The organism is Lentisphaera araneosa HTCC2155 (assembly GCF_000170755.1).
GTDB lineage: Bacteria > Verrucomicrobiota > Lentisphaeria > Lentisphaerales > Lentisphaeraceae > Lentisphaera > Lentisphaera araneosa.
On sequence record NZ_ABCK01000001.1, the window covers coordinates 89,369 to 102,361 of the forward strand.

At 42.6% G+C, this 12,993-nt stretch carries 6 protein-coding genes and 1 pseudogene; 6 read left to right on the forward strand and 1 reads right to left on the reverse strand.

Features of this window, described 5'->3' with window-relative positions; all coding sequences use genetic code 11:
- The first annotated feature begins 2 nt into the window (after positions 1–2).
- The 4 genes and pseudogenes from LNTAR_RS00335 to LNTAR_RS00350 all read left to right on the forward strand — a co-directional run bounded on the left by LNTAR_RS00335 (position 3) and on the right by LNTAR_RS00350 (position 7,761).
- Positions 3–2,276, forward strand: a pseudogene (locus LNTAR_RS00335) (PSD1 and planctomycete cytochrome C domain-containing protein).
- A gap of 2 nt (positions 2,277–2,278) precedes the next feature.
- Positions 2,279–3,697, forward strand: coding sequence for a DUF1501 domain-containing protein (locus LNTAR_RS00340; RefSeq protein ID WP_007276605.1), 1,419 nt, complete (start codon positions 2,279–2,281; stop codon positions 3,695–3,697).
- 268 nt (positions 3,698–3,965) lie between these two features.
- Positions 3,966–6,353: a PSD1 and planctomycete cytochrome C domain-containing protein gene (locus LNTAR_RS27805; protein ID WP_007276606.1), complete on the forward strand. Its 2,388-nt coding sequence runs from the start codon at positions 3,966–3,968 to the stop codon at positions 6,351–6,353.
- Positions 6,354–6,357: 4 nt separating this feature from the next.
- The gene (locus LNTAR_RS00350) at positions 6,358–7,761 is read left to right on the forward strand and encodes a DUF1501 domain-containing protein (RefSeq protein ID WP_007276607.1); all 1,404 of its coding nucleotides are present in this window, start codon (positions 6,358–6,360) and stop codon (positions 7,759–7,761) included.
- A 148-nt stretch (positions 7,762–7,909) separates the two neighbouring features.
- Here LNTAR_RS00350 and LNTAR_RS00355 read toward each other — a convergent pair whose 3' ends face one another.
- Entirely contained in the window at positions 7,910–8,638 is a 729-nt protein-coding gene (locus tag LNTAR_RS00355; protein WP_007276608.1) for an AraC family transcriptional regulator, read from the reverse strand.
- A gap of 105 nt (positions 8,639–8,743) precedes the next feature.
- Here LNTAR_RS00355 and LNTAR_RS24740 point away from each other — a divergent pair, with 105 nt between their 5' ends.
- Both LNTAR_RS24740 and LNTAR_RS00370 read left to right on the forward strand, forming a co-directional pair.
- Positions 8,744–11,545, forward strand: a complete 2,802-nt coding sequence (locus LNTAR_RS24740; RefSeq protein ID WP_007276609.1) for a PSD1 and planctomycete cytochrome C domain-containing protein — start codon at positions 8,744–8,746, stop codon at positions 11,543–11,545.
- Positions 11,546–11,556: 11 nt separating this feature from the next.
- On the forward strand, positions 11,557–12,954 hold the full coding sequence (locus tag LNTAR_RS00370; RefSeq protein ID WP_007276610.1) for a DUF1501 domain-containing protein: 1,398 nt from the start codon (positions 11,557–11,559) through the stop codon (positions 12,952–12,954).
- The last annotated feature ends 39 nt before the right edge of the window (positions 12,955–12,993 follow it).

The window sequence follows — 12,993 nt, forward strand, 5'->3', positions numbered from 1 at the left end:
TAATGCAAAAAATTTTGTTCTTCCTATTATTCACAACAAGTTTGTGTGCTGAAATAAGTTTCAATAAAGATATTCAGCCTATTTTATCGGATCGCTGCATTGCTTGCCATGGGCCTGATGGCGGTGAATTTGGTGAGTTGTGGGAAGGGGGCTTGAGGTTGGATACTCCCGAAGGAGCTTTTGCCAACTTGCGTGAAGTCAAGTATCAAGTCAGGGCAGCTAAACGCAAAGCTCAGGGGAAAGCACCGGGGAGCATATCGAGTTCAGAACGTTATGCCATTATTCCGGGTAAACCCGATGAGTCTTCTTTGATTGAACGCATTATGAGTGATGATGAAGATGAGATCATGCCCCCCATTGATTCTCACTTATCCCTCAATGATAAAGAGAAAAAATTCTTATACGACTGGATTGCGCAGGGCGCAAAATATGATAAGCATTGGGCTTTTGTGGCGCCCCAAAAAGTTAAATTGCCCGAAGTCGAAAACAAGTCCTGGGTAATAAATGAAATTGATACCTTTGTTTTAGAAAAGTTGGAAAATAAAGGTCTGACGCCTAATCCGGAGCTCAACAAGGTGGCTTGGCTGCGCAGAGTTACTCAAGACCTAACAGCTCTACCACCAAGCTTACAAGATATTAAGAACTTTCGTTCAGATCAATCAAGCAATGCTTATAAAAAAGTTGTTGACCGTCTTTTAAATTCAGTTCATTACGCCGAGCGCATGGCCAATATTTGGATGGATAACGCGCGTTATGCCGACAGCAACGGCTATCAATTTGATAACGCCAGAACCATGTGGCCTTGGCGCGATTGGGTGATTAAAGCTTATCAGAAAAACATGCCTTGGAATGAATTTGTGACAGAACAATTGGCCGGGGATCTTTTGCCAAAACCCAGTCAAGATCAATTAATTGCCACTGGCTTTTTACGCAATCACGGCTATTCAATTGAAGGCGGAATTATTGAGGAGGAGTACCGCGTGGATTACGCCAAAGATAAGACTCACACAGTAGGAACTTTATTTCTGGGCTTAACAATGGAGTGCACCAGTTGTCACGACCACAAATACGATCCTTTGAGTATGAAGGACTATTACTCGCTTTATGCCTTTTTTAACAATAGTTCAGAAAAAGGCGCTCCGGGTGAAAACGGCCGAAAGGAAAAGGCAGCTCATCCCTATATTAATTTAAAAGAGCAGAATAATAGCAAAGATCTACGTGTCATGATCATGAAGGATCAACCACGTGAAAGCTTTATCCTCAAACAGGGACTCTATGATCAACCCGGGAAAAAAGTTACGCCGGATACACCTGAGGTGCTCAATTCTTTTGAGAACTATCAGAACAATCGCTTGGGTTTGGCTAAATGGTTGCAGTCAGCGCAAAACCCTTTGTTTTCCCGAGTCACAGTCAACCGCATTTGGCAGCAGTTTTTTGGCCTTGGTATCGTAAAAAGTGTGGATAATCTCGGCTTGCAAAGCGATGAACCTAGCCATCAAGAATTGCTGGATTGGCTAGCTGTGGACTTTAGAGAAAATAATTGGGATTTGCATCACTTAATTAAGAAGATTGTTCTCTCCGCAACTTATCGTCAGGATTCTTATTTTAGAACTGATTTTAAAGATGCAGAGAATCGTTTTTTGGCTCGCGGCCCCAGTTTTCGTTTAGAGGCCGAGCAAATTCGTGATCAAGCTTAATTTGTGAGTGGTTTGCTGAATACGAAAGTTGGCGGTCCAAGCGTCAAACCATATCAACCCGACGGTGTATGGGAAGATTTAAATGCGCCGAAATCCCATGCCGAGATCTACGAGCAATCAAAGGGAGAAGAACTCTACCGTAAGAGTCTTTACACTTATTGGCGACGTGCAGTTCTACATCCTGCTATGGCTGTTTTTGATGCACCAAGTCGCGATGTATGCGCAGTAAAGAGAGAGTCGACCAATACACCACTTCAGGCCTTGGCGGTTCTTCATGGGCCCATTTTTATTGAAGCTGCGAGAAACCTGGCGAGTGATTATTACCGTCACCCCAAGGCTATAGAAACGGTTTTTCAAAAGGTTTTAACTCGTCCCATAGAAAAGAAAGAGTTGGAATTAATAGGGGAGTATTACGCAAGAAGAAAAGAGCATTATGTGAAGCATCCCGAAGCTGTGAAAAAATTATTGTCTGTGGGGGAAAGTTTATTGGACCCGAATTTACATTCAGCTGAATTAGCTGCTTTAACAGATTGCTGTCATGCCATTTTAAATTTAAATGAAGCTCTTACAAGGAAGTGATGATGAATTTCAATGAAGAATTACAGAAGATGAATCGTCGTCGAGCTCTCAAATTAAGTGCCGGTGGATTGGGATATATGGCTCTGGGGAATTTGTTTGCCAATGATCGTCAATTGCCCATAGATCATGGCATAAGACCAAAAGCCAAAAGAGTCATTTACCTCTTTCAATCAGGGGGACCGTCGCAAATGGATTTGTTTGAGCACAAACCCATGCTCAATAAGTTTCACGGTCAGGATATTTTTAAGTTCGTAAAAAAAGAAGGAAAACTCACAGGTTTTCAAAAAGGCAAAATTCAGCCAATTATAAAAAGCCAATACTCCTTTAAACAACATGGCGAATGCGGCTCTTGGGTGAGTGAACTACTTCCTCATATGGCAAAAATCTCTGATGATGTATGTACCATTCGCAGTGTGAGTACTAAACCGGTCAATCACGACCCGGCAATGACTTTTATGCAGACCGGACATAACTTGCCCGGACGCCCAAGTATGGGCTCATGGTTGAGTTATGGACTTGGTTCGATGAATAAAAACTTACCAGATTTTGTGGTGTTGGTCTCCAAAGGTGATTTAGGGAATATGCAACCCCTCAATTCCCGCTTGTGGGGCAATGGTTTTTTACCCGGCAAGTATCAAGGTGTGCGCATGCGTTCGGGGAAGAATCCAGTCCTTTACCTCAATGACCCATCTGGGAAATCTCTAAAAGATGAAAGAGCCCATCTCGACTTAATTAAAGAACTGAATCAGGAAGAATTGAAAAGAAGCCGAAATCCGGAAGTCGATACTCGCATTGCTCAATACGAAATGGCTTTTCGCTTACAAAGTTCCATTCCCGACTTAAGTGATTTGTCAAATGAACCTGAATCCACCTTTAAACTCTATGGTGAAGATGCCCGCAAGCCGGGGACCTATGCTTTTAATTGCCTTATGGCACGTCGTCTTGCGGAGCGTGATGTTCGCTATGTACAACTGTATCATTCAGGTTGGGATCATCATTTTCATCTTCCAAAACATTTGCCCAAACGATGCAAAGAAGTGGATCAGGCAAGTGCAGCACTAATCACAGATTTAAAACAGCGCGGTTTACTCGATGATACGATTGTTGTTTGGGGTGGCGAATTTGGACGCACAGCCTTTAGCCAAGATGGCAAAGTAAAAAAATCTTATGGGCGAGATCATCACGCCATGAGCTTTACTAAGCTCGTCGCAGGTGGCGGCTTTAAGGCTGGCTTAAATTACGGTCAAACAGATGAGTTTTGTTATAGCGTGGCAGAAAACGAAGTTACCGTTCACGACTTGCACGCCACAATTCTTAATCAGTTGGGGATAGATCACGAACAATTGACTTACCTATTTCAAGGACGTCGTTTTCGATTAACGGATGTTCATGGTCACGTGGTTCACGATTTATTGAGCTGATCAAAAATCATTGGAACTATGAAAGAAAAGAACATGTTCCTTGTTTTTACTTGGATGAATTTTTATAATAATTCCTAGCAATTAATCGATAGTGTTGATGAAATAATGCTTTATAATCGTTCCCTAAGTGCCCAGGAAATAGAGAACCATTACCAAAGCATTCAAAAAAAATAATATTTTTTTAGTCACTAGGTGGGAATCGTTCTTAAAAACACGGGATATATAGCAAAGAGATTTTATATAACCGTATAATCGGAGCCCAAAACCTATGTTAAAAAGACTCATCTTTGTTACTGCATTATCCTGTAGCAGCCTTGTCGCCAAAGAAATTGATTTTAATCAAGATATACGACCCATTTTATCGGATCGTTGTTTTCACTGTCATGGACCGGATAAACACGACCGTAAAAAGAAACTTCGTCTCGATATCGCAGAAGGCGATGATGGAGCCTATCGTGAACGCCGAGGAAGGTTTGGCATTGTTCCAGGAGACTTAGAAAAGAGTACAGTATGGCAGCGCATCATTACTGATGATGAAGATGACATCATGCCACCATTGGATTCCCATAAGAAGCCTCTCACGGATGAAGAAAAAGCTCTCATCAAGCAATGGATCGAAGAGGGCGCCAAGTACGAAGGTTTTTGGGCTTTTGAACTCCCCAAAAAAACAAGTCCAGCCAAACCAAAAACTGACTGGGGAAACTCGGATATAGACAAGTATATCCTCGCTATCTTAGATGAAAATAATTTAAGTCCCAGTGAAGAAGCTGAGAGAAGAACTTTAGTGCGCCGTTTAAGTTTTGACCTTACTGGTCTGCCTCCATCACCTGAGGAGATTAACAAATTTATTAATGATAAATCTCCAAAGGCTTACGAAAATTTAGTGGATGATTTATTGAGCCGCCCAGCCTATGGTGAACACATGACACGTTATTGGTTGGATCTTGTGCGTGCGGCAGATACCAATGGTATGCACAAGGACTTTTACCGCAATATCATCTCGTATCGCGATTGGATAATCCGCGCTTTTAATGAAAACTTGGGCTACGATGATTTCTTAAAATATCAGCTTGCGGGTGATCTCTATGAAAAGCCCACTGATGATCAATTTATTGCTTCGGGTTTTAATCGTCTTCATTTGATTATCGATAAGGGGACAGCGCTTCCTGAAGAGAGTTATACAAAGAATGTCATTGACCGGGTCACGGCGGTAAGTACGGCCTTTATGGGGCTGACCATGCAGTGTGCTCGTTGTCACGACCATAAATTTGACCCTATTTCTCAGAAAGACTTTTATGCGATGTTCGCATTTTTTAATAATTTAGATGGTAATCCGGAAACGATTGGTGGACCAAAAAATGGTTTGCAGGAACCTTACATCGTTTTGGGTACCGATGAGGAAAAGAAAAAGTTAGCAAGTTTGAAAAAAGCTTATGATGCTGTAGCTCCTGAGCTCAATAAACTTCGTCGAGGAGTCAGACGAGAAAAAGATGCAACTAAGAAAACAGCAATGCAGAATAAGATTAAAGAACTGCAAAAAACTGAACATCAATACAATGTGCTTTTTCATACGCTAAATTCCGCCATGGTCATGAGGGAAAGCAAAAAAATTAAACCCTCCTACATGCTCAATCGCGGAGAATACGATCAAAAAGGCGAAGTCGTTGAACGCGATATTCCGGAGTTCTTTGGTTCGATTAAAAAAGAAAATGAACTCACGACTCGCATGGATTTGGCTGATTGGTTCCTGGCCAAAGATAACCCACTCACGGCACGTGTTGCAGTTAACCGTTTCTGGCAGCAGATATTTGGTGTTGGCTTAGTTAAAACTTCAGAGGATTTTGGAGCTCAAGGTACACCGCCAAGTCATCCGGAATTATTGGATCACCTGACAATCCAATTTGTAGAGTCTGGCTGGGATATTAAGAAATTAATGAAAAGCATCGTCATGTCAGCCACTTATCAGCAGAGTTCTCTGGCCAATGAAAAACAGTACAAGGAAGATCCTGAAAACCGTTTGTTAGCTCGTGGATCTCGTTACCGCATGGATGCAGAAATGATTCGCGATAATATTCTCGTGAGCAGTGGTTTGCTGAATCCGCAAATGTATGGCAAGTCTGTTAAGCCACCTCAGCCCGATGGCTTATGGGCAGCCGTGAGTATGCGTAATGAACGCTTCAAGCCGGATGGTGGAGATGCCATTTATCGCCGTTCCGTTTACACCTATTGGCGTCGAGGCATGCCACCACCCCAAATGACCATTATGAATGCGCCCAGTCGTGAGTATTGCGTCGCTCGCAGAGAGCGTACAAATACACCACTTCAGGCTTTGCTTCTTCTTAATGAACCCGAATACCTCAAGGCGGCTTCTAAATTAGCTCAGAATGCTTTAGCTAAACAATTTGGCTCTGATCAGGAAAGATTGGCTTATGCTTACGAGCGCGTTACCTCCAAAGTAGCAGATAGTGATGAGCTTAAAGCTTTAACTACGTTGATCAATGATCTCAAGAAGTCTTATGAAGACGATGCGAAATCCGCAAATGAAATGGCAACAAACTTAGGTTTTGCCAAGTCCGCAAATAAAGATGAAATCGCAGCCTGGACCATGATGGTCAACAGCCTTTACAATTTAGATATAACAAAGAATAGGGAGTAAGAAGATGCCAGAATTTTCACGTAGATCTTTTTTAGGTGCCATGAGCATGGGTGCTATCGGTGGTATGCTTCCTCAAAACTTGCAAGCAGCTGGAGTTAAAGGGCTTCATCACAAGCCCAAAGCCAAGCGTGTTATAATGCTCTTTATGGCGGGTGGCCAAAGTCAGCTGGACCTCTTTGACTATAAACCCGATTTATATAAACTTGCAGGTCAAGAACTTCCTCCATCGGTCATAGGCAACCAGCGCTTTACGGCCATGACCAAGAATGCCAAAAAAATCATTGCCTCCTCTAAGTTTAAATTTAATCGCTATGGCTCCAATGGCATCGAAATGAGTGAGTTACTTCCGAACTTGGGCGGGGTAATGGATGATCTTTGCTTAGTTAAATCGATGTATACCGAGTCAATCAATCACGACCCTGGTAAGACCATGTTTTGTACAGGAACTGAACTTCCCGGTAATCCGAGCATGGGCTCCTGGCTTAGCTATGGTCTGGGAACGATGAATAAGGATCTTCCTGATTTCGTTGTTTTACCATCGGCTTACTGGAGTGGTAAGACAAATGTCCAGGCACTTTATTCACGTCTCTGGGGTAGTGGCTGTCTGCCTTCTAAGCACCAAGGAACATCTTTCCAGAGTAAAGGCGACCCTGTTTTATTCCTTTCAAATCCGAAGGGTGTGAGTCCTTCCGTGCGTAGGCGCATGTTGGATACAGTAGGGCGCTTAAATAAAAAGCATTTTAATGAACTTCACGATCCGGAAATTGAAACCACTATGGCTCAGCAGGAAATGGCTTACCGCATGCAGACTTCTATACCGGAACTGACTGATATCAGTAAAGAGTCAAAAGCGACTCTCGACCTCTATGGCCCGGAAGTTATGAATCAGGGTTCCTATGCGAGAAACTGTCTCTTAGCACGTAGAATGGCCGAACGCGATGTTCGTTTTATTCAGCTCTTTCACCGTGGCTGGGATCATCACAGTAACCTTCCAACTCACATGGATGGTCAATGTCGTGACGTAGATCATCCCACTGCAGGTCTTATCAAAGACTTAAAGCAACTGGGTTTACTGGAAGATACCTTAGTTGTGATGGTAGGTGAATTTGGTCGTACAACTTATGGTCAGGGAAAATTAACGAAAGATCATTACGGGCGCGATCACCACCCACGCTGCTTTTCGGCATTACTTGCTGGGGGTGGTATACAGGCTGGTATTAGCTATGGCGAAACCGATGACTTTAGTTATAATGTGGTCGACAAGCCCGTTCACGTTCGCGACCTACACGCCACCATGCTTTGGCAACTCGGCTTAGATCACCACAAACTTACCTTCCCTTTCCAAGGACTCGACGTGAAACTCACTGGTGTGAATCCAGCTAATGTGGTTCAGGGGATATTAGCTTAAAGATAGTTTTTTCGGTATTAACTAGGGCTTAGGCTGCTGATATTTTAGATTGACTTAAGGTGTGTAATGCAAGGACATATTAGTGGGATATGGGTAAAAATAGCGATAATTACCCATTTTAAAAGAGCTTAAGAGGCATGACTTAAAGTCATTTAAGATATTCTTTACGATATTGGGAAGGCGATTTACCCTTAATTTTTTTAAAGACTTTTGTGAAGTGGCTATGGTCGAAAAATCCGCAATCATAGGAGATCGATGAGAGGGTGTCATGCGTCTTGATTAAAAGTTCTGTGGCACGATCTATGCGCATTTTATTGATGAATTTAAGTGGCGTGCTACCCATAGTTGTTTTGAATCTTCGTTCAAATTGGCTGATGGAAAGATTGCAGATTTGAGCGAGTTCATCGATCTCGATTTGTCGTGAGATATTCTTCTTGATATGATTAAATACAGGTGAAAACTGAGCGTAGGGCGAGAGGTAGGCGCCCACTTTATTGGTGCTTCTCATGACGCCGATTAAGCCGATGCATTCATTAAGTTTATTATTCAGAGGATATTTGCTCGATATATACCAGTCGACACCGCCACTGCGGTTATCAATGGCCCAGGTGCGATTGAGAACGGGTTTTTCAGTTCGAAAAAGCTCTTGGTCCTCATTATTGAAGAGCTCAGCTTGGTGAGGGCTGAAAAAGTCAGCATCCGTTTTGCCGAGGACTTCACTTTCCGAGCTTAGGTTTAGCTGCTTGAGCAAGGCTTTATTCATCATTGTAAAGCGCAGGTCCTTGTCTTTAGCAAAGACAAAAAGATCAGGAGCTTGATCGAAAAAATTTTGGATAAAGTCGTCAAGCTTAGCATGGGAGAAAAAATCTGTGTTCATAAAAACCTCATTATGCTGAAAATATACAAGTGTTTGGGGGGTGTGTCCAAGTTTATCCGTTTAAAAGGGAGTAGTAATTATTAAGTTAATTATCAGGAATAATAAATGTACAAGTTTTTAAGTGTTTTTTTACTGGCGTCTTCATTGAGCGCAGAACTTAGTTTTAATCGCGATGTAAGACCTATTTTATCCAAGTATTGTTTTCATTGTCATGGACCCGATGAAGAGAGTCGAGAGAAAAAGTTAAGGCTGGATATCACAGAAGGCGAAATGGGTGCCTACCGAACGCGACGTGGCAAGACGGCAATTAAGCCCGGCGATCCCATGGCCAGTCATGTTTATTTGCGCATGATCAGTGACGATGAAGATGATATCATGCCACCACCTGATATTAAAAAGGAAATGAAGGCGGAAGAAATTGCCATCATTAAGCAATGGATTGAAGATGGAGCCGAATATCAAGGGCATTGGGCTTTTCAAAAGCCTCAACAACATTCCGCTCCCCAAGTGAAAAATGATAAATGGCCCGAAAATCAGATTGATAGCTTCGTTTTATCTGAATTAGAAAAGAAAGGTTTAAGTCCTGCAGCAAAGGCCGATAAAAGAACATTGATTCGTCGCCTCTACTTAGACTTGACCGGGATATCACCTTCTTTAACTGAAGTCGAGGAATTTTTGAATGATCAATCGGCCGATGCCTACGAAAAATTGGTTGATCGGGTTTTAACTAAGGATACTCATGCAGAGAGGCTGGCTTTGGACTGGTTAGATACGGCGCGTTACGCCGACACCAATGGTTATTCCATAGATGATCACCGCGATATGTGGGCTTGGCGCGATTGGGTCATTAAAGCCTTTATAGATAACAAGCCTTATGACGAATTTGTAACTGAGCAAGTCGCTGGGGATTTGTTGGTGAAGAAGCCTATTCAAGAAATGCCTAAGACCTCGTGGATATGGAAAAAGGAAGTTAAGCAAAACGAAAAAATCAATTTAAGAAAACGTTTCCATTTGGACAGCTTGCCCAAACAAGCCCACTTGAATGCAAGTTGTGATGACAAGTTTACTTTTATTCTTAATGGCAAAAAGCTGGGGGGCTCAGATTTATGGACTAAACCTATGTCTGTAGAGATCACTAAACAATTAAAAGTTGGTTGGAATGACATTTTAGTTAAGGCAGAAAACGTCGCATCTTTGGGAGGCTTTGTCGCCGTACTCAAACTCGACAATGATTATGTGGTTAGCGATAAATCATGGGATGTTCAATTTAACAATGGGAAATGGCTTAAAGCCACGGAACACAAAGTTTATGGTTCAGCGCCATGGAATACAGTGCTAAAGCTACAGGAAAAACCTCAGTTGAATCAAGATGAAATTCAAAGAGTGGTCGCTACAGGTTTTTTACGCAATGGCATGAATACCCACGAAGGTGGGACGCTTCCCCAAGAGTACATTACTTTTTATCACAACGATAAAGTGGACACTGTTTCTACAGCCTTTTTAGGTATGACAACTAAGTGTGCCCAATGCCATGATCACAAATTTGATCCTATTTCGCAAAAAGATTTCTACTCGATGTACGCCTTTTTTAACAATTCATCAGAAAGCGGAATGGGCGCTGGACGCGGAGGGAATTCCAATCCCATCCTAAAAGTCAATTCCGCTTTAATGTCGAAAGATAAAATGCTTGCAGCCTACAATGAAAGAATAACTGAACTCAAAGAACTTCAGGTGGAGATAAAAAAACAGGAGCAGTATTTGGGATTTAAATCTATTAAAGGTGTGCAGAATATAGATAAGGAAATTCAAGTCCTAAATGCTCAGATCAAATCAGGAAAAACTTCTGTCATGATTATGGATTGGAAACCTAAGAAAACTCACATCCGTATTCGTGGGCAATATGATCAATTGGGTGAAGAAGTGCAGCCCGCTGCATTGGGACAAATCCTAGCCTTTGACGAACAATATCCGAAAAATCGCCTTGGTTTAGCGCAGTGGATTCTTGCGGAAGATAATCCTTTAACGGCACGCGTAGCGGTTAATCGTTATTGGCAGATGATTTTTGGCACGGGTCTCGTGAAAACCAGCGAGGACTTTGGTTCTCAAGGTGAGTATCCATCCCACTTAGAATTGCTTGACGTCTTAGCTCTTGATTTCCGTAAAAATGATTGGGATATACGTCGTTTAATAAAAAAAATAGTGATGTCAGCAACTTATCAGCAAAGCTCAAGATATAATGCGATGGCCGCAAAAGTTGATCCCTACAATCGTCTCCATCACAGAGCGCCAAGTTTCCGACTGTCAGCTGAACTGGTGAGAGATAATGCTTTAGAGATTTCGGGTTTGTTGAATCATAAAGTAGGTGGGCCAAGTGTTCACCCTGTGCAACCTTTGGGGCTTTGGGCTCAGATAAGTCATTTCGGTCATGGTGGTGGCGGAGGTTTTAGTTCTCAAGCTTACTATGAAGGCAAGGCCTTGCGGCGAAGCATGTATACAGCAATTAAACGAACCGCGGGTCATCCAGCCATGGCAGCGTTTGATGCTCCCAATAGAGAAGTTTGTACAGTGCGACGTCAGCAAACGAATACGCCGCTGCAATCCTTAGTGATGCTGAATGACCCACAGTTCATGCAAGCAGCAACTTTTCTTGCCAAGCGCATGAAAGCAAAATCTGAGCAAGTTGAAGAACAATTGACTTACGGTTTTGAGTTAGCTACAGGACGCTTAGCCAATCGTGCTGAAATTAATTTGATAAAACAAAACTATGAAAAGCAATTGAAGTTTTATACGGAAAATAAAGAGCACTTAGAAAAGATGATAGAAGCTGGCAATGATGCTGACCTTGGGGCCTTAATTGTAAGTGCTTCCATGATGATTAACCTTAGTGAAAGCATGACGCGCAATTAAGAGGATAAGATATGAAACTTAATAGAAGAAACTTTATGAAATCTGGAGCTTTATCACTTGGTGGTTTAGCAGCTAGTCAGCCTTCCTTTGCGGGAAACGCAAAGCATAAACTCCCTCATTTTGCGCCCAAGGCAAAATCAATCATCTACCTCTGTCAATCGGGTGGGCCTTCCCATATTGATTTGTTTGATTATCACCCCGAAATGAAAAAGCTTCACGGCACAGAATTACCAGACTCAGTTCGCCAAGGGCAACGAGTAACGGGCATGACTGCAGGGCAAAAATCATTTCCTGTTTGTGCGCCCATCAAAGAGTTTAAGCAACGTGGTCAATGTGGAACTTGGGTGAGTGAATTACTTCCTTACACAGCCAATATTGTTGATGATATCACTGTGATTAAATCTATGCATACCGAGGCGATTAATCACGATCCTGGTATTACTTTCCTCAATACGGGATCACAAATCCCAGGTCGACCTAGTCTCGGGGCATGGATGAGTTATGGTTTAGGAAATTTAAATAAAAATATGCCAGCCTATAATATTCTTTTATCTCAGGGGAATGGCAAGAAACCTGGTCAACCAATTTTCTCCCGCCTTTGGGGCAGTGGATTTTTACCCTCAGTTCATCAGGGTGTTCAGTTGCGCAGTACAGGTGATCCCATTTTATATCTACAAAACCCCAAGGGCATCACACGTTCGAGTCGTCGTTCCATGTTGAACTCATTAAAGACTCTCAACGAAATGTATTATAAAAACTCTCAAGATCCAGAAGTCATCACTCGCACTGAGCAGTATGAGATGGCCTATCGCATGCAAGAATCGGCACCGGAGATTGCCGATATCTCTAAAGAACCTGAATCAACTTTTCAACTCTATGGAGAAGAAGCACGCAAGCCGGGGACATATGCCTACAACTGCCTCATGGCTCGTCGCATGATTGAACGTGGGATTCGCATGGTGCAGCTCTTTCATCGCGGTTGGGATCAACATGGGAGTTTACAAAAAGACTTACCTGCACAATGTCTCGACACCGATCAAGCATCTGCGGCCTTAGTGACGGATCTCAAACAACGTGGTTTATTAGACGAAACCATGGTTGTCTGGGGTGGCGAATTTGGCCGCAGCGTTTATTCCCAAGGTAAACTTGGTAACGGTCGTGATCACCATGGTAAATGCTTCTCCATGTGGGCAGCTGGTGGTGGTTTTAAAGCAGGTCAATCTTATGGTCAGACAGATGAGTACGCCTATAATATTGTGGAGAGTCCCGTGAGTGTTCACGATCTCAACGCGACGATTCTTCATAACCTAGGGATTGACCACGAACGCTTCACTTTTCCCTTCCAAGGCTTAGATAATAAACTGACTGGCGTTGACCATGCTTCTGTAATAGCTGATCTCTTAAGTTAAGATTCAATGACCATTATTGATTAGGCTTATGGCTTTGAT

Bases quoted from the DNA above. Each gene is read 5' to 3' on its own strand.
- LNTAR_RS00340 (WP_007276605.1), top strand. From the start codon at position 2,279: ATGAATTTCAATGAAGAATTACAGAAGATGAATCGTCGTCGAGCTCTC.
- LNTAR_RS27805 (WP_007276606.1), top strand. From the start codon at position 3,966: ATGTTAAAAAGACTCATCTTTGTTACTGCATTATCCTGTAGCAGCCTT.
- LNTAR_RS00350 (WP_007276607.1), top strand. From the start codon at position 6,358: ATGCCAGAATTTTCACGTAGATCTTTTTTAGGTGCCATGAGCATGGGT.
- LNTAR_RS00355 (WP_007276608.1), bottom strand. From the start codon at position 8,638: ATGAACACAGATTTTTTCTCCCATGCTAAGCTTGACGACTTTATCCAA.
- LNTAR_RS24740 (WP_007276609.1), top strand. From the start codon at position 8,744: ATGTACAAGTTTTTAAGTGTTTTTTTACTGGCGTCTTCATTGAGCGCA.
- LNTAR_RS00370 (WP_007276610.1), top strand. From the start codon at position 11,557: ATGAAACTTAATAGAAGAAACTTTATGAAATCTGGAGCTTTATCACTT.